Origin of the sequence: Gordonia aurantiaca, assembly GCF_039939235.1 — a bacterium.
Taxonomy (GTDB): Bacteria; Actinomycetota; Actinomycetes; order Mycobacteriales; family Mycobacteriaceae; genus Gordonia.
This window is the reverse complement of sequence record NZ_JBDUUF010000005.1, coordinates 32,925-50,216: the sequence shown is the minus strand read 5'-3', so window position 1 is coordinate 50,216 and position 17,292 is coordinate 32,925. Positions and strand designations below refer to the sequence as shown.

Genomic DNA, 17,292 nt, shown 5'->3' with positions numbered 1-17,292 from the left:
TCAATCACTCCTTGTCGGCAGGGGCCGGTTCTTCTCGGCGCGCAGCGTTCTCCATGGCTGCACGAAGGTCGGCGCGGAGGGTCGCCTCCTGCTCCGGGGAGATCCGCTCCACCTCGGCGACGCCCGCCAGCGCCTTCGCGTAGACCTCGTCGACGTCGAGACGGCGCAACTCCTCGGCGATGCACACCGGCAGCGAGCGCGGGGTCATCGCGATCCGGCCGTCCGGTTTGCCGGGTGCCGTCAGGACCGCGTTGTTCGCCTCGTCGACGGCCAGGACGGTGTCGCCGTCGGTGCGGACCAGCCGGACCTCGAAGCTGCCGGTGAACCTGCGGGTCGGCACCCCGAGTGCCGACCGGAGCCACCCGGCGAGCAGGTCGATGGCCGGGCTGCGATCGGGTCCGGTCACGTCGACGGAGAGGACCGGTGTGAACGGCGGGCGATCGAGCGCCGAGGCCAGGATCGCCCGCCACGGCGTGAGCTGCGTCCACGCGATGTCGGTGTCGCCGGGGGAGTAGCCGGCGAGCCGACGCTTGAGCACGGTGTTGAGGGCGGGATCGCGGTTGGCATCCAGGATGCGACGCCGTCCCAGCGTGCCGAGCGGGTCGGCCGCCGGACGCGCGGGACCGATGCTCGGCCACCACGTGACCACCGGCGTGTCCGGCAGCAGGAACGGGATCACCACCGAATGGGCGTGGTCGGCCATCTCGCCGGCTAGCGCCAGCACGATGATCTCCGAGGCGCCCGCGTCGCCCCCGACGCGGATCTCGGCGTCCATGCGTGAACGTGCATGCCGCACGCCGCGGGAGACGACGATGACGCGGCTGGGATGCTCACGGCTGGCGGCGATCGCGGCCTCGATGGCCCCTTCGGTGGGCTCGTCGTGTTCGGCGACGACGACCAGCGTCAGCACCCGACCGCTGCTGACCGAGCCCTCGCTCTCGCGGAGCTGCACGAGCCGCTTGGCGACCTCCCGGCTCGTCGTGTTCGGCAGGCTGACGATCATGGACGCCTCCACTGTCGACCGTGACGCGCGAGCATCTCATCGGCGGACGCCGGACCCCAGGTACCCGCCTCGTAGGGATCGGGCTTTCCGTTCTTCGCCCAGTAGTCCAGGACGGGATCCAGGATCTGCCAGGACAATTCGACTTCTTCGTTGACGGGGAAGAGGGACGGCTCGCCGAGCAGCACGTCGAGGATCAGCCGTTCGTAGGCCTCCGGCGACGCCTCGGTGAACGCGGTGCCGTAGCTGAAGTCCATGTTCACGTCGCGGACCTCCATGCTCGACGCGGGAACCTTGGACCCGAATCGGAGCGTGATGCCCTCGTCGGGCTGCACCCGGATCACCAGCACGTTCTGGCTGAGCTCCTCGGTCATGGTCTGGTCGAAGGGCAGATGCGGCGCGCGTTTGAAGACCAGCGCGATCTCCGTCACGCGGCGACCCAGACGCTTGCCGGTGCGCAGGTAGAACGGGACACCGGCCCAGCGCCGGGAGTCGACCTCGAGGGCGATCGCGGCGAAGGTCTCGGTCGTGGAGTCCTTGGCGAACCCGTCCTCGTCCTTGAGGCCCGGGACCTTCTCGCTGCCCTGCCACCCGGCCGTGTACTGGCCGCGGGCCGTGTTCTCCGACAACGGCTCGATGTTGCGGGTCGCCGACAGCACCTTGATCTTCTCGGCCTGGAGCTGCTTGGGCTCGAACGAGATCGGCTCCTCCATGGCGACCAGCGCCATCAGTTGCAGCAGGTGGTTCTGGATCACGTCACGCGCGGCGCCGATGCCGTCGTAGTAGCCGGCACGCCCACCGAGGCCGATGTCCTCGGCCATGGTGATCTGTACGTGGTCGACGTAGTGCGAGCTCCACAGCGGGTCGAACAACTGGTTGGCGAAGCGCAGCGCCAGGATGTTCTGGACTGTCTCCTTGCCCAGGTAATGGTCGATGCGGAACACCGACGACTCGGGGAAGACGCTGTTGACGATCGCGTTGAGCTCACGCGCCGACTCCAGGTCGTGGCCGAACGGCTTCTCGATGACGACCCGGCGCCAGCTGTCCCCGCTGGGAGCGGCCAGCCCGCTCCGCTCGAGCTGTTCGCACACCGTCGGAAACGCCTTGGGCGGGATCGACAGGTAGAAGGCGTGATTACCGTCCGTCCCGCGCTCGGTGTCGAGCGATCTCAGCGTCGCCTTGAGGCGATCGAAGGCCGCGTCGTCGTGGAATTCGCCCTGCACGAAGCGGAATCCCTCGGCGAGACGCTCCCAGACCTCCTCCCGGAACCCCGTGCGGGAGTGTTCCCGCACGGCGTCGTGCACGATCGCGCCGAAATCCTCGTCGCTCCAGTCGCGGCGCGCGAATCCGACCAGTGCGAACGACGGCGGGAGGAGGCCGCGGTTGGCGAGGTCGTAGACCGCCGGCATCAGCTTCTTACGGGCCAGGTCGCCGGTGACGCCGAAGATCACCAGGCTGCATGGTCCCGCGATACGCGGCAGGCGTTTGTCCTGCGGGTGACGGAGCGGATTGATCCAGGAATCGGGTCCCAGTGCATCCTCGCCGGCCACTGTGGTTCTCAGCCCTCGTTCGCCGCGGACAACTGCTCGGCGGTCGCATCGAGCAGCTCGTTCCACGCATCCTCGAACTTCGCCACGCCCTCGTCCTCGAGGACCTTGAAGACGTCGTCCAGGTCGATGCCCACGGCCGAGATCTTGTCGAAGATCTCGCGCGACTCGGCGGCCTTGCCGATGATCGAGCCGGTGTTCACCCAGCCGTGGTCGGCGAAGGCGTCCATCGTCTTGCCCGGCATCGTGTTGACCGTGTTCGGGGCGACGAGCTCGCTGACGTACAGGGTGTCGGGGTACTCGGGGTTCTTCACGCCGGTCGACGCCCACAGCGGACGCTGGACACGGGCCCCCTGGTCCTGCAGGTCGGGGAAGCGGGTCTCGATCTCGAAGACCTCCTGGTAGGCCGCGTACGCCAGACGGGCGTTCGCGAGCGCCGCCTTGCCCCGCAGCTCCAGGGCCTGCGGCGTGCCGATCGCCTCGAGACGCTTGTCGATCTCGGTGTCGACGCGCGAGACGAAGAACGACGCGACCGAGTGGATCGTCGACAGGTCGTGACCGGCCGCCGCGGCGGCGTCGAGGCCGTCGAGGTAGGCGTCCATGACCTCCTTGTACCGCTCGACCGAGAAGATCAGCGTCACGTTCACGCTGATGCCCTCGGCGATCACCTTGGTGATCGCGGGGAGGCCGGCCTTGGTGGCCGGGATCTTGATGAGCAGGTTCGGACGGTCGACGATCTTCCACAGTTCGATCGCCTGGGCGACCGTGCCGTCGGTGTCGTGGGCGAGTCGGGGATCGACCTCGATCGACACCCGCCCGTCGACGCCGTCGGACTCCTCGTAGACGCCGGCGAACACGTCGCAGGCGTTGCGGACGTCGTCGGTGGTCACCGTGCGGATGGTGGCGTCCACGTCGGCCCCGCGGGCGGCCAGCTCGTTGACCTGCGCGTCGTATGCGGTGCCCTTGGACAACGCCGCCTGGAAGATGGCCGGGTTGGTGGTCACGCCGACCACCGACTTGGTCTTGATCAGTTCGGCGAGGTCACCGGAGGTTATGAGGTCGCGCGACAAATCGTCCAGCCACACCGAGACCCCGGCGGCGGACAGTTCGGCGAGCTTCTCGTTCTGGGTCACGATTCTCTCCCTGGATTGTTGGGTCGCGATCAGCCGGTGTCGTATGTGGCCGGTCAGCCGGTGACGACACGTTCGGCGGCCGCGGTGACGGCCTCTGCGGTGATCCCGAACTTCGTGTACAGCACCTTGTAATCGGCGGACGCACCGAAGTGTTCGATGCTGACGATCTCGCCGCCGGCGCCGACGATGCGGTACCACGGCATCGCGATGCCCGCCTCGACGGCGACACGCGGAACCGACGGCGGCAGCACGTGGTCGCGGTAGCCCTGCGGCTGCTCGTCGAACCACTCGACGCACGGCATGGACACGACGCGCGCACGGATTCCCTTGGCGGCCAGCGCCTTCTGGGCCTCGACCGCGAGGTGGACCTCGGAGCCGGTGCCGATGAGGACCACCTGCGGGTCACCCTCGGAATCGCTGAGGACGTAGCCGCCGTTGGCGACGCCCTCCGCCGCGGTCCCCTCGAGGATGGGCACGTTCTGGCGGGTCAGTGCGAGACCGACCGGATGGTTCCGGCGGGTCAGCAGGTGCGCCCAGGCGTAGGCGGTCTCGTTGGCGTCGGCGGGACGCACGACGTCGAGGTGGGGGATCGCGCGCAGCGCGGCGAGATGCTCGATCGGCTGGTGGGTCGGGCCGTCCTCGCCGAGACCGATCGAGTCGTGGGTCCAGACGTAGATCGGGTCGATCTCCATCAGCGCTGCGAGGCGGACCGCCGGGCGCATGTAGTCGGAGAACTGCAGGAAGGTGCCGCCGTAGGCGCGGGTCGGGCCGTGCAGCGCGATACCCGACAGGATCGAGCCCATCGCGTGCTCGCGGACACCGAAGTGCAGGGTGCGGCCGTACGGGTTGGCCGACCACTTCTTGGTACTGATCGAGGTCGGGCCGAACGACGGCTCACCGTCCATGGTGGTGTTGTTCGATCCGGCGAGGTCGGCCGAACCGCCCCACAGCTCCGGCAGCACCGGCGCGAGCGCCGTGAGCACCTTGCCCGACGCCGAGCGGGTCGCGACGTCCTTGTCACCGGGTTCCCACGTGGGCAGGACGTCGGTCCAGCCCTCGGGCAGCTCGTGGGCCTGCAGGCGGTCGAAGAGCTTCTTGTTCTCCGGGTTCTTCTCGGCCCACGCCTCGAACGACGCGTTCCACGCCTTGCGCAGCTCCGCGCCGCGGTCGACGAGCTTGCGGGTGTGGGCGATGACCTCGTCGGCGACCTCGAAGGTCTTGTCCGGGTCGAAGCCGAGGATCTTCTTGGTCGCGGCGACCTCTTCCTCGCCGAGCGCGGCGCCGTGGATGCCGCCGGTGTTCATCTTGTTCGGCGCCGGGTAGCCGATGATCGTGCGCAGGCAGATGATCGACGGACGGTCGACGACCTCCTGGGCGGCCTTGATCGCGGCCTCGATGGCGACGACGTCCTCGCCGCCCTCGACGGTCTGCACGTGCCAGCCGTATGCCTCGTACCGCTTGGCGACGTCCTCGCTGAGCGCGATGTCGGTGTCGTCCTCGATCGAGATCTGGTTCTGGTCGTAGAAGACGATCAGATTGCCCAGCTGCTGGGTCCCGGCGAGCGAGCTGGCCTCGGAGGTGACGCCCTCCTCGATGTCGCCGTCCGAGGCGACCACGTAGATGTAGTGGTCGAAGGGGCTCTCACCGAGCGGGGCGTCGGGGTCGAACAGGCCGCGCTCGCGGCGTGCGGCCATCGCCATGCCCACTGCGGAGGCCAGGCCCTGGCCGAGCGGGCCGGTCGTGATCTCGACGCCCTTGGTGTGGCGGTACTCGGGGTGGCCCGGGGTCAGCGAGTCCCAGGTGCGCAGCGCCTCGATGTCGCTGAGCTCGAGGCCGAAGCCGCCCAGGTAGAGCTGGATGTAGAGGGTGAGGCTGGAATGCCCGCACGACAGGACGAAGCGGTCGCGTCCCACCCAGTGCGTGTCGGTCGGGTCATGCCGCATCACGCGCTGGAAGAGCGTGTAGGCCAGCGGCGCGAGGCTCATCGCGGTGCCCGGGTGGCCGCTGCCGCACTTCTGCACCGCATCCGCGGCCAGCACGCGTGCCGTGTCGACGGCCCGGGTGTCGAGGTCGGTCCAGTCGTCCGGGTGGCGGGCGGTGGTCAGTGCGCGGATCTCGTCTGTGTCGGCCACGATGGTGATTGTCTCCTGTGCCTACTGGTTGGGACTGCCTACTGGTCGGGACTGCCTGCTGATGGGACATCGGCTCGCGCCCGTCAACCGGCGAGGTTGCAGGCACGTCTCGATCCAGAGTAATCGGCCGAGAAGCCCGGTCGCGCGCCGACCGAAAGTTACCGGCGAGTCGCGCGATCCACGCCGTTCAACGACCTCGTCAAGGCTCGATTCACGGTTCGCAAAGGCGAACGTCTACCATGCTTTGTAGTAGCCCGCGGAGATTCTGGGCGGGCGGACGAGGAGTGTTCGTGAGGATAGGGGAGCGTGTGAGCGGAGACAGTCCCGCCGCATCCCACTCGACCGACACCGCATCGCAGCAGGCTTCGACCGGGCCGGTCCCGCCGGCCGACCTGTCCTGGGCAGGACGTGTGCGCGCGACGGTGCTCGCATACGTGGCGCTGACCAAGCCGCGGGTCATCGAGCTGTTGCTGGTCGCGACCATCCCGGTGATGTTGCAGGCCGATCGGGGTCACGTCGACATCGCCGTCATCGCCTTCACACTGATCGGCGGATGGCTGGGTGCGGGGAGTGCGAACACCCTGAACATGGTGGTGGACGCCGACATCGACAAGAAGATGAAGCGCACCGCGCGGCGCCCGCTGGCCCGACGGGCCGTCGCCACCCGCAGCGCGCTGATCTTCGGCCTGGTGCTGTGGGCCGCGTCGTTCGCGATCCTGTTCTTCGCGGCGAACCTGCTCTCGGCGCTGCTCGTGTCGGCCACGATCGTCTTCTACGTCGGCGTCTACACGATGATCCTCAAGCGCCGCACCTGGCAGAACGTGGTGTGGGGCGGAGCCGCCGGCTGCATGCCCACCCTCGTCGGCTGGGCCGCGGTGACCGGGTCGCTGAGTTGGCAGCCGATCGTGCTGTTCCTGGTCATCTTCTTCTGGACGCCTCCGCACACCTGGGCGCTCGCCATGCGCTACAAGGAGGACTACGCCGCGGCCGGTGTGCCGATGCTCCCGGTCATCGCGACCGAGGAACGCGTCACCCGCCAGATGCTCGTCTACACCTGGCTGACCGTGCTGTGCACGCTGGTCCTGATCCCGGCGACGAGTTGGATCTACACCGTCATCGCCCTGGTGGCCGGCATCTGGTTCATCGAGCGGGTCACCAAGCTGTACCGCGACACCCGTCGTGGCGTCGAGGTCAAGCCGCTCAAGGTGTTCCTGCAGTCCAACGAGTACCTGGCGATCGTCTTCTGCGGTCTCGCGATCGACGCGGTCGTCGGTATGTCGACGATCTCGTCGTACTTCTGATCGTCCCAGACCCGAGTACTTCCACGATCGCGGGTTGACCCGCAGAATCGCGAGCGCGAGCGTGGGAGTTCGCGGTTCCACCCGCGATTTTGCCGGTGTTCGGGTTCCTCAGGGGATGAGCACCGTCGCGCCGGTGGTCTTGCGCGCCTCGAGGTCGGCGTGTGCCCGGGCGGCGTCGGCCAGCCGGTAGCGCTGCCCCACACGCACGTCCACGTCGCCGTCGAGGATCGCCTGGAAGTACTCGCCGGCACGCCAGTTCAGCTCCTCCGGCGTCGCCGTGAAGTGCGCCAGCGTCGGCCGCGTCACCGACAGCGATCCGGCGGGGTTGAGGCGCTGCAGGTCGAAGGGCGGCACCGGGCCGCTCGACGCCCCGTACAGCACGATTATCCCGCGCACGGCCGTCGACGCCAGGGACTGCTCGAAGGTGTCCGCGCCGACGCCGTCGTAGACCACCGGGACGCCCTTTCCGTCGGTGAGTTCACGCACCCGGGCGGCCAGGTCGTCGCCGTAGCGCAGCACGTGATCGGCGCCCGCCTGCCGCGAGAGTTCGTCCTTCTCGTCGGAGGACACCGTGGTGATGACGCGCAACCCCTTGCGCTTGGCCAGCTGCGTGAGGATCAGGCCGACGCCGCCCGCGCCGGCGTGGATCAGCACCGTGTCGCCGGCCTGCGGATGGGCGCTCCCGTCGAGCAGATAGTGGGCGGTCAGGCCGCGCAGCAACGACGACCCGGCGACCGCGTCGTCCACGTCGTCGGGCACCACGACCGCCTTCGACGCGGGCACGGCGACGAGCTCGGCGTAGGAGGCGGGAGCGGCGACCCATGCCACGCGTCGGCCCACCTCGAGGTCGGTCACGTCCGAACCGAGGGAGACGATCTGACCCGCACCCTCGGTGCCGGGGATGTAGGGCGGCGTCGACGGATACAGACCACGCCGCAGGTACGTGTCGATGAAGTTCACACCCACCGCGGTCGTGCGGACGATCACCTCGTCCGCCGCCGGGATCGGGTCGTCGACGGTGCCGAACGTGAGGACGTCGGGGCCGCCGTGTCGGGTCACCTGTATCGCGTGCACGACAACCGTTGTACACGGCGGCGAGGACGACGATGATCACACCGCGGCGGCCCTCCCGGTGACGGGATCGGACCTGACCCGACGGTATGCTTTCGGTCATGACTGACAGTGCCGCCACCGACACCACAGCCACGCAGACGGTCAAGGCCCCTGCCGACGTCGTCGCGTCGGTGAAGAAGTTCGTCGCCCGCGAGGGCGGCAGCGCGAAGGTCGTGCTGCAGGCGATCGGTGCGGCCGGCGTCCGCATCACGCTCGTGGGCGCGTCGGGCGGCATCCTCGGCGACCGGGTGGTCCCCGATCTGGCCACCGCGCAGGCGGTCGTGGACGCCGTCGACGGCCTCGAGATCGCCGAATGGGACCGCGACCTCACCTCGCAGGCCGACGTCCGACCGTCGCACTACCGCAAGATGGCCGGCTGGGTGGCCCGCCAGAAGCGCTTCCCGAAGCCGCGCAACCGCGCGATCCTCTGATCGCGCCGACGACCACGAACGACGACCCCGGCTCATTCCGAGCCGGGGTCGTCGCGTTTTCGGTTCTCGGGACGGTGTGCGGTGTCAGGCCTGGAGCGCGCGCCGGCGATCGGTGTAGCGGGCGACGAGCACCTGCCAGGTCGCGCCGATGAGCAGCAGCGCGCTGCCGAACATGTGCGCGATGACCAGGGCGATGGGCAGGTCGTTGAAGTACTGGATGAAGCCGATGACGCCCTGCAGGGCCAGCAGACCCACGAAGACCAGCGCCGATCGTTGTTGCGGTCGCGAGAACACGCGGGCGTAGACGAGCGCCGCTACGCCTAGGCCGACCAGGACGAACACGGCGTCGGCGTGCAACTGGGTGGCGTTGTCGGGATCGAGGCCGTTGCGCGGGGCCTCGGCGTCACCCGCGTGCGGTCCCGAGCCGGTGACGACGGTGCCCAGGTAGATCGTCACCCAGGTGACCAGGTAGATGAGCCACGCGAGATAGACGCCGAGACGCCCGATCGCGGCCGCGGGGGCGTCGGTCTCGGTGGCCGACAGCGCCGGCGGGGTCGGGTAGGGGCGCGTGCGGTAGACGAGCACGGTGGCGCCGGAAACCAGACCCATCGACAGCAGGAAGTGCAGGGCGACGACCCACGGGTTCAGGTCGGTGAGCACGGTGAATCCGCCGATCACGCCCTGGAAGGGGATCCCGAGCGCAATGAGGGTGACCAGCCACTTGTCGAAGCGGGTCGACGAGGCAGACCGGAGCACCGCGACGAAGGCTGCGATGGCGATGGCGATCAGCACCCAGGTCAGCAGCCGGTTGCCGAATTCGATCGCACCGTGGATGCCGAGCGCTCCGTGCGCCACGAACGAGTCCTCGGTGCAGCGAGGCCAGGTCGGGCAACCGAGACCGGATCCGGTCACGCGCACGGCGCCGCCGGTGGCGACGATGCCGACGTTCGAGACCAGCAGGGCGATCGCCCAGCGGTGCACGAAACGCGCGGTCGGACGCCCGAAGCCGGGGATGAACCGCCAGATGCCCGTCGGCTCACCCGCTTCGGGATGCTCGCCGGGAGCCGTGGGGCCCGGTCGGGCCGAGGTCTGCGACGTCGTCATCGGAATCGGAACCACCTCACCGCCAAGGTGCCGGCCACCGCGGCCCACACCAACAACACGCCCACCCCGAAGGCGTCGAACGAACCACGTGCGGCCATCTCGAGGGCCTCACTGAGCGCACCCGAGGGGATGCACCGTGCGAAGGTGTGCACGGCGCCGGGCACGTCGGAATCGATCACGACCAGGCTCCCGATCCCGATGAACGCGAACCAGAGCAGGTTCGCGAGGGCCAGGACCACCTCCGCCTTGAGCGTGCCGCCGAGCAGCAGGCCCAGCGTCGCGAAGCAGGCGGTCCCGACGATGATCACGACCACCCCGATCAGCAGGCCGAGCGCGTCGGGCCGCCAGCCGAAGGCGGCGCCGATGCCGCCGATGATCAGCGTCTGCAGCGCCACGACGATGAGTACCGCCACCGACTTGCCGGCGATGACGCCCCAGCGTGGGATCGGCGTCGCACCGAGGCGTTTGAGTGCCCCGTAGCGGCGGTCGAAGCCGACGGCGATGGCCTGGCCGGTGAAGGCCGTGGACATCACCGCGATGGTCAGGATGGCCGGGACGAACAACGTAGCCCGCTCCGCCGGGCCGTCGCCGAAGCTGGTGTTGATCGGCAGCAGGCACAACCCGACCAGCAGCGTGATCGGGATGAACATCGTCAGCAGGAGCTGCTCGCCGTTGCGGAGCAGCAGCTTGAGTTCGAGGAGCGACTGCGCGGTGAGCATCGCGGCCAGCGACGACGGCCGCGGTGCCGGCCGGAACAGGCCGTCGGGGAAGACCCCGCTGCCGCGACCTGGGGACACTGCGTCGGTGGCGGCGGGTTCCGGCGAGTTCGTCGATACGGGTGAGTTCACTGTCGTAGGGCCCGTCCGGTCAGTTCGAGGAAGACGTCTTCGAGACTGCGCGTCTCGACGCGCAGATCGGTGGCGAGGACGTTGATCCGCGCGCACCACGCGGTCACCGTCGCGAGGACCTGCGGGGTCATCGGACCGATGACGAGGTAGTTGCCTGGAGTCGACTCGGTGCAGTGGTAGCCCTCCGGCAGCGCCAGGGTCAGCGTGGCCAGGTCCAGCCCGCGCGGCGCGCTGAACCGCAGCTCGTTCTCGGCGCCGGTGCTGGTCAGGTCGGCGGGGGTGCCGGAGGCGACCACGCGACCGTGGTCGATGATCACGACCTGGTCGGCGAGTTCCTCGGCCTCGTCCATCAGATGTGTGGTGAGCAGGACCGTGACCCCGTCGGCGCGCAGGCGGTCGATGAGCTCCCACACCACGAGCCGTGCGTGGGCGTCCAGGCCGGCGGTGGGCTCGTCGAGGAATACGAGTTCGGGGCGGCCGGCGACGGCGCAGGCCAGCGCCAGGCGCTGCTGCTGCCCGCCGGACAGGCGCCGGTACGGCGTGCGCCGCACGTCGACGAGGCCGAGTGCCTCGAGCAGGAAGTCGGGGTCGATCGGGTCCGCGGAGTACGCGGCGACCAGGCGCAGCATCTCCTCGGCACGTGCGCCCGGGTAGGCGCCGCCGCCCTGCAGCATCACGCCGATGCGCCGGCGGAGCGCGTCGTTGTCGGCGACCGGGTCGAGCCCGAGGACCCGGACGGTGCCGGAGTCGGGCGCGGTGAATCCCTCGCAGATCTCGACCGTGGTCGTCTTGCCTGCGCCGTTGGGCCCGAGCAGCGCGAGGATCTCGCCGTTTCCGATGGTGAGGTCGAGATGGTCGACGGCGGTGCGGTCGCCGAAGGTCTTGACCAGGCCGCGCACCTCGAGTGCGGGGACGCTCGGCCGACGATCGTTCATCCGATCGTCATCGCTGATCTGCCGGGAGGACGTGCCGTGCACACAGGTCAGACTATGCGCTCGGACCCCGCGGACGGAAAACGCCGTCCGCGCGCGGGTGGGATGCGGGTCACGGCGTCGACGTCGTCTCCGCCGGCTCGGCCTTCGTCTCGTCGTCGCTGGTCCCGGGCCCGTCGGCCCCGGTCCTGCGTCGACGCCACAGTCGGGGGGACCGTTCCTCGAAGAACAGCGCGGTCAGCGCTGCGACCATGATCACACCGGCCAGTACGCCCTGTGCCAGGACGATGCCGCTGGTGTTGGAGCTCGTCGGCATGACGACGATGGCGATGATCGCCGAGGCGGCGATGGTGGAGATGCGGAACCAGGCGCCGGTGGCCCACGCGGCGAGGGGGATGACCGCCCACAGCAGGTACCAGGCCTGTACGAACGGGAACAGCAGCACGACCGTGGCCATCGAGACACCCAGTGCGCCGAGCGGGTGCAGACGCCCGCCGAGCGTGGCCAGCATCCAGCGGACGATGAACAGGCCTGCGATCACCTGGCCCAGCGGCCGGATCACGTCGAGGATCGCCTGGGTGTGCTCGCCGAGTCCGAGCGCGACGCCGATGCGGCCGGTGGTCACACCGAGCAGCGTCGGGATCGACATCCAGGACCGCACGATCGCGCCGGTCGACAGGGTGCCGGTCCAGCCGAAGCCGAGTCCGGTGGCCATGGAGATCCCGATCATCACGACGGCGAGGATCACGACGTAGAACCCGCCGGAGAGGGTGAGCGCGTAGAGCGACGCCTTCGACCGCGCCCACCATTGCCGTATCGGCGCGTGCCGCAGGGCGGGCAGCGTCGCACCCCAGCGCATGGCGAGGGCGATCCCGACGAAGCCGAGCGCGAGCATCGAGGTGACCTTCACCATCGCCGACGCGGAGATGACCGCGGCGCCCGCTACGAGCAGCCAGCCGGCCCGGGTCGGTATCAGCGTTCCGGGTCTGCGCAGCAGATCGGGTCCGTAGATCGCGCGGAAGCTCAGTTCGAGGCCGACGAGCATCATGCCGAGCATCAGGGCCTCGTTGTGGATGCCGCCCGCGAGGTGCAGGATGACCAGCGGATTCATGGCGCCGAGCCACAGTGCCGCCACCGAGGACACCCCGCACCGGCGGGCCAGGCGCGGCAGCGCCCAGACGATCAGCGCGATGCCCACGAGCGCGAGACAACGGTGCAGGAAGATCGCGGCGGTGATGTTGGCGCCCGTGATCTTGGTGATGCCCTCGCCGATCCACAGGAACAGCGGGCCGTAGGGTGCGGGGGTGTCGCGCCAGAGGTTCGGCACCGACCGCGTGAGGATGTGGTCGACGCCCAGCCCACGCACCGGGCTCACCGAGTACGGGTCCATGCCGCGGTAGGCGATGGCGCTCTGCGCGAGATACGAGTAGACGTCCTTGCTGAGCAGCGGCGGGGCCAGGATGATCGGCGTGATCCAGAGCATCAGCGTCCGGTCGGCCTGGCGACGGCTCATCCGCCGTTCGGGGCTGCGTCCGTGCAGGACCTCGACACTGAACCGGCCGACGGCGAACCGGCCGATCAGCAGCCAGGCGACGACGAGGGTGATCGAACCGCCGATCGACAGCGCCAGTGCGGTGCCGAACATCCGCGAGGGCAGCGACAGCACCCGCATCCCGGCGACCGGGTTCTGCAGCACCGGCACCGCGCCGGTGCCGAGGGCGCCGATGAGGATGAGCACCGAACCCGTCGCGCCGAACAGCTTGATCCGCCGCAGGCGGCGGTTCTCGGTCTCGTCGAGCGGGCCGACCTCGCGTTCGTCGTCGTGGAGGCGGGCCATGGTCTTGCCGTAGGCCCCGCGTTGCTCGGGGTCGGCGCGGGAGTCCGCCGGGCGCTGCTTGCGCAGGCCGAGGTAGTCGAGCACGGCGAGCAGGTGATTCACGACGAGTCCGAAGAGGTCCGGCAGGCGTCGGCCGGCTGTGGTTTCGGGCACACGACGACTGTAATCGCCTCCGGGGGATACCTCGCGACCACCCTTTATCCGGTTTCGGGCGATTTCCTCGGGCACATCGCACGGTTCTGCTAAGGGCACCCTTGCTGGAAGCCGGGAATCAATTACGTCACACTCGTGTTGTGAAAACCATGCGGAACGATGTTGAGCTGCCCTCCGGCAGCGGCAACGCCGTGCCTTCCGCTGGTACGGCGACCCCACGGACGACCCTCGCCGGTGCCGACGCGCACCACGACGGCCAGACCCGTGAGGCCGTGCTGAACCTGCTCGTCGAGGCCGGCCCGCTCACCGCGGGGGACATCGGCGAGCGCCTCGGCATCTCCGCGGCCGGCGTGCGCCGTCACCTCGACGCGCTCACCGCGGCAGGGGACATCGAGGTCGCGCCCACCGGTTTCGGTCACCGCGGCCGCGGACGTCCCGCCAAGTGGTTTCGGCTCACCCCGTCCGGACGCGGCAAGATGCGCCACGCCTACGATGACCTCGCCGGTGCGGCGATGCGAAAGCTGCGCGAGGTCGGGGGAAGCGACGCCGTCACCGAGTTCGCCCGCGAACGGATCGAGCGTGTCGTCGCCGACGTCGAGCCGGCCACCGATCCGGCGCACGTCACCGACACCGTCGAGAAGATCGCCGACGCCCTGACCGGCGCGGGCTACGCGACCAACACCCGTCAGGTCGGCAACGGCGTCCAGATCTGTCAGCACCACTGCCCGGTGGCACACGTCGCCACCGAGTTCCCGGAACTGTGTGAGGCCGAGACCGCGGTCTTCACGGAACTGCTCGGCACGCACGTGCAGCGCCTGGCGACCATCGCCAACGGCGACTGCGCCTGCACCACCCATGTGCCGATCCATCCGCCACCGGCCGCCGCGCCGGGCGAGAAGAAACCGAGCGTGAAGAGCGTGAAGAGACCGAAGCGACAGCCCCGCATCCCGCAGTCCCAGACCCCGACAACCCGAAAGGCCACGCGATGACCGTCACCGATCCGGCCGCCACCAAGCCGGCCGCTGCCGCTCCGCTCACGCAGGAGGAGACGATTGCCTCGCTGGGCAACTACGGATACGGCTGGGCCGACCGCGACGTCGCGGGTGCCGCCGCGCAGCGAGGCCTGTCCGAGGCCGTCGTCGCCGACATCTCGGCGAAGAAGAACGAGCCCGAGTGGATGCTCGAGCAGCGCCTGAAGGCCCTCAAGATCTTCGACAAGAAGCCGATGCCGCACTGGGGCGCCGCGCTCGACGACATCGACTTCGACAACATCAAGTATTTCGTGCGGTCCACGGAGAAGCAGGCCACGTCGTGGGACGAGCTGCCCGAGGACATCAAGAACACGTACGACAAGCTGGGCATCCCGGAGGCGGAGAAGCAGCGTCTGGTCGCCGGTGTCGCCGCGCAGTACGAGTCCGAGGTCGTCTATCACCAGATCCGTGAGGATCTCGAGCAGCAGGGCGTGATCTTCCTCGACACCGACACCGGTCTCAAGGAGCACCCGGAGATCTTCCAGGAGTACTTCGGTTCGGTCATCCCGGCCGGCGACAACAAGTTCTCCGCGCTCAACACCGCGGTGTGGTCGGGCGGCTCGTTCATCTACGTGCCACCGGGCGTTCACGTCGACATCCCGCTGCAGGCCTACTTCCGCATCAACACCGAGAACATGGGCCAGTTCGAGCGGACCCTGATCATCGTCGACGAGGGCGCCTACGTGCACTACGTCGAGGGTTGCACCGCGCCGATCTACAAGACCGACTCGCTGCACTCGGCGGTCGTCGAGATCATCGTGAAGAAGGGCGGCCGTTGCCGCTACACGACCATCCAGAACTGGTCGAACAACGTCTACAACCTGGTGACCAAGCGCGCCAAGGCCGAGGCGGGCGCCACCATGGAGTGGGTCGACGGCAACATCGGCTCCAAGGTCACCATGAAGTACCCGGCGGTCTGGCTGACCGGTGAGCACGCCAAGGGCGAGGTCCTCTCCGTCGCGTTCGCCGGCCCCGGACAACACCAGGACACCGGATCCAAGATGGTCCACCTGGCCCCCAACACCTCGAGCAACATCGTCTCCAAGTCGGTGGCCCGCGGCGGCGGCCGCGCGTCCTACCGCGGCCTGGTCAAGGTCAACAACGGCGCACACGGCAGCCGCTCGACGGTGAAGTGCGACGCGTTGCTGGTCGACACGATCTCCCGCAGCGACACCTATCCCTACGTCGACATCCGCGAGGACGACGTGACGATGGGGCACGAGGCGACCGTCTCGAAGGTCAGCGACGACCAGCTCTTCTACCTGATGAGCCGCGGACTGACCGAGGACGAGGCGATGGCCATGGTGGTCCGCGGGTTCGTCGAGCCCATCGCCAAGGAACTCCCGATGGAATACGCGCTCGAGCTCAACCGCCTGATCGAGCTGCAGATGGAAGGAGCCGTCGGCTGATGGCCGATCCGACACTCCCGGTCACCACGCCGGGTTCGCAGACCCCTGCCGTCAACAAGGGTGAGTTGTTCACCTCGTTCGACGTCAACGCCTTCGAGGTGCCCAGCCCGCGCGAGGAGGCCTGGCGGTTCACCCCGTTCCGCCGCCTGCGCGGCCTGCACGACGGCTCCGCCCAGCGGACCGGCGAGGCGACCGTCGAGGTGACCGTCGCCGGGAACGCAGTGAGCGGGACGAATGACACCGTCGCCGGGAACGCAGTGAGCGGGACGAATGACACCGTCGCCGGGAACGCAGTGAGCGGGACGAATGACACCGTCGCCGGGAACGCAGTGAGCGGGACAGGTGTAGACGGCGTCACCGTCGACACCGTCGGCCGCGACGACGAGCGTCTCGGCCAGGGCGGCGTCCCCTTCGACCGCATCGCGGCGCAGGCCTATTCGTCCTTCACCCGGGCCACGGTCGTGACCGTGGGCCGCGAGGTCGAACTCGCCGACCCGGTCACCGTCACGGTCACCGGCCCCGGCGAGGGCGAGACCGCGTTCGGCCACATCCAGATCCGGCTCGAGCCGTTCGCCCGCGCCGTCGTGGTCCTCGACCAGAAGGGCGGCGGGACCTACGCGGAGAACGTCGAGTTCGTCGTCGGCGACAGCGCCGCGCTGACCGTCGTCAACGTCCACGACTGGGACGACGACGCCGTGCATGTCGCCGCGCATCACGTCCGCGTCGGCCGTGACTCGTCGGTCCGCCACTTCGCGATCAGCCTCGGCGGCAACCTCGTCCGCCTGTCGCCGATCGTCCACTACGACGCCCCGGGCGGCGACGTGGAGATGTGGGGCCTGTACTTCGCCGACGCCGGCCAGCATCTCGAGCAGCGCCTGCTCGTCGACCACAGCAAGCCCAACTGCCGCTCCAACGTGGTGTACAAGGGTGCACTGCAGGGCGATCCGAGTGGAGACCGCACCCGCGAGGCCCACACCGTGTGGATCGGCGACGTGCTCATCCGCGCCGAGGCCGAGGGCACCGACACCTTCGAGCTCAACCGCAACCTGGTGCTCACCGACAACGCGCGCGCCGACTCGGTGCCGAACCTGGAGATCGAGACCGGCGAGATCGTCGGCGCCGGACACGCCAGTGCCACCGGACGTTTCGACGACGAGCAGCTGTTCTACCTGCAGGCCCGTGGCATCCCGGAGGACCAGGCGCGCCGCCTGGTGATCCGCGGCTTCTTCGGCGAGGTGATCGCCAAGATCACGGTGCCGGAACTGCGCGAGCGCCTGTCCGCCGCGATCGAGCGCGAACTCGAGATCGCCGGCGCCTGAAC

Annotated in this window: 14 protein-coding genes; 5 read left to right on the top strand and 9 right to left on the bottom strand. The window is 69.0% G+C overall.

Annotation, left to right across the window (positions count from 1 at the left end; translation table 11 throughout):
* Positions 1-4 precede the first annotated feature (4 nt).
* The 4 genes from ABFT43_RS11490 to tkt are packed head-to-tail and all read right to left on the bottom strand — an operon-like array spanning position 5 to position 5,812.
* Entirely contained in the window at positions 5-1,003 is a 999-nt protein-coding gene (locus ABFT43_RS11490) for a glucose-6-phosphate dehydrogenase assembly protein OpcA (protein WP_347960486.1), read from the bottom strand.
* Positions 1,000-2,550, bottom strand: coding sequence for a glucose-6-phosphate dehydrogenase (gene zwf, locus ABFT43_RS11485; protein ID WP_347960485.1), 1,551 nt, complete (start codon positions 2,548-2,550; stop codon positions 1,000-1,002). The genes ABFT43_RS11490 and zwf overlap by 4 nt, the downstream gene beginning before the upstream one ends.
* An 8-nt stretch (positions 2,551-2,558) precedes the next feature.
* Complete coding sequence (gene tal / locus ABFT43_RS11480; protein WP_347960484.1) at positions 2,559-3,680, bottom strand: transaldolase; 1,122 nt, start codon at positions 3,678-3,680, stop codon at positions 2,559-2,561.
* Between the two features lie 53 nt (positions 3,681-3,733).
* The gene (gene tkt / locus ABFT43_RS11475) at positions 3,734-5,812 is read right to left on the bottom strand and encodes a transketolase (protein ID WP_347960483.1); all 2,079 of its coding nucleotides are present in this window, start codon (positions 5,810-5,812) and stop codon (positions 3,734-3,736) included.
* Between the two features lie 308 nt (positions 5,813-6,120).
* On the opposite strand from tkt, the gene ABFT43_RS11470 reads away from it, so the two are divergent.
* The gene (locus tag ABFT43_RS11470; protein ID WP_347960482.1) at positions 6,121-7,113 is read left to right on the top strand and encodes a heme o synthase; all 993 of its coding nucleotides are present in this window, start codon (positions 6,121-6,123) and stop codon (positions 7,111-7,113) included.
* A gap of 108 nt (positions 7,114-7,221) precedes the next feature.
* On the opposite strand, the gene ABFT43_RS11465 is transcribed toward ABFT43_RS11470, so the two are convergent.
* Positions 7,222-8,187, bottom strand: a complete 966-nt coding sequence (locus ABFT43_RS11465) for a quinone oxidoreductase family protein (RefSeq protein ID WP_347960481.1) — start codon at positions 8,185-8,187, stop codon at positions 7,222-7,224.
* Positions 8,188-8,273: 86 nt separating this feature from the next.
* Here ABFT43_RS11465 and ABFT43_RS11460 point away from each other — a divergent pair, with 86 nt between their 5' ends.
* Positions 8,274-8,657 (top strand): hypothetical protein, encoded by a 384-nt coding sequence (locus ABFT43_RS11460; RefSeq protein ID WP_457590140.1) that lies wholly within the window; start codon positions 8,274-8,276, stop codon positions 8,655-8,657.
* An 84-nt stretch (positions 8,658-8,741) separates the two neighbouring features.
* Here the strand turns inward: ABFT43_RS11460 and ABFT43_RS11455 are convergent, their stop codons facing one another.
* The 4 genes from ABFT43_RS11455 to mptB all read right to left on the bottom strand — a co-directional run bounded on the left by ABFT43_RS11455 (position 8,742) and on the right by mptB (position 13,504).
* On the bottom strand, positions 8,742-9,761 hold the full coding sequence (locus tag ABFT43_RS11455; protein ID WP_347960479.1) for a COX15/CtaA family protein: 1,020 nt from the start codon (positions 9,759-9,761) through the stop codon (positions 8,742-8,744).
* Positions 9,758-10,558 (bottom strand): ABC transporter permease, encoded by an 801-nt coding sequence (locus tag ABFT43_RS11450; protein WP_347960718.1) that lies wholly within the window; start codon positions 10,556-10,558, stop codon positions 9,758-9,760. Before ABFT43_RS11450 ends, ABFT43_RS11455 begins: the two co-directional genes overlap by 4 nt.
* A 47-nt stretch (positions 10,559-10,605) precedes the next feature.
* Positions 10,606-11,544, bottom strand: a complete 939-nt coding sequence (locus ABFT43_RS11445; RefSeq protein ID WP_347960478.1) for an ABC transporter ATP-binding protein — start codon at positions 11,542-11,544, stop codon at positions 10,606-10,608.
* Positions 11,545-11,653: 109 nt separating this feature from the next.
* On the bottom strand, positions 11,654-13,504 hold the full coding sequence (mptB, locus tag ABFT43_RS11440) for a polyprenol phosphomannose-dependent alpha 1,6 mannosyltransferase MptB (RefSeq protein ID WP_347960717.1): 1,851 nt from the start codon (positions 13,502-13,504) through the stop codon (positions 11,654-11,656).
* 176 nt (positions 13,505-13,680) lie between these two features.
* On the opposite strand from mptB, the gene ABFT43_RS11435 reads away from it, so the two are divergent.
* Genes ABFT43_RS11435 through sufD form a run of 3 tightly spaced genes read left to right on the top strand, consistent with a single transcriptional unit; the run spans position 13,681 to position 17,290 of the window.
* Positions 13,681-14,520 carry a helix-turn-helix transcriptional regulator gene (locus ABFT43_RS11435; protein WP_347960477.1) on the top strand — a complete coding sequence of 280 codons (840 nt, stop codon included), beginning with the start codon at positions 13,681-13,683 and terminating at the stop codon, positions 14,518-14,520.
* Entirely contained in the window at positions 14,517-15,971 is a 1,455-nt protein-coding gene (gene sufB / locus ABFT43_RS11430) for a Fe-S cluster assembly protein SufB (protein ID WP_347960476.1), read from the top strand. Before ABFT43_RS11435 ends, sufB begins: the two co-directional genes overlap by 4 nt.
* Complete coding sequence (gene sufD / locus ABFT43_RS11425) at positions 15,971-17,290, top strand: Fe-S cluster assembly protein SufD (RefSeq protein ID WP_347960475.1); 1,320 nt, start codon at positions 15,971-15,973, stop codon at positions 17,288-17,290. Before sufB ends, sufD begins: the two co-directional genes overlap by 1 nt.
* The last annotated feature ends 2 nt before the right edge of the window (positions 17,291-17,292 follow it).

Excerpts from the sequence above, each read along its gene's own strand:
- sufD (WP_347960475.1), top strand. The coding sequence starts at position 15,971 with ATGGCCGATCCGACACTCCCGGTCACCACGCCGGGTTCGCAGACCCCT.
- ABFT43_RS11455 (WP_347960479.1), bottom strand. The coding sequence starts at position 9,761 with ATGACGACGTCGCAGACCTCGGCCCGACCGGGCCCCACGGCTCCCGGC.
- sufB (WP_347960476.1), top strand. The coding sequence starts at position 14,517 with ATGACCGTCACCGATCCGGCCGCCACCAAGCCGGCCGCTGCCGCTCCG.
- ABFT43_RS11460 (WP_457590140.1), top strand. The coding sequence starts at position 8,274 with ATGCTTTCGGTCATGACTGACAGTGCCGCCACCGACACCACAGCCACG.
- ABFT43_RS11445 (WP_347960478.1), bottom strand. The coding sequence starts at position 11,544 with ATGAACGATCGTCGGCCGAGCGTCCCCGCACTCGAGGTGCGCGGCCTG.
- ABFT43_RS11490 (WP_347960486.1), bottom strand. The coding sequence starts at position 1,003 with ATGATCGTCAGCCTGCCGAACACGACGAGCCGGGAGGTCGCCAAGCGG.
- ABFT43_RS11435 (WP_347960477.1), top strand. The coding sequence starts at position 13,681 with ATGCGGAACGATGTTGAGCTGCCCTCCGGCAGCGGCAACGCCGTGCCT.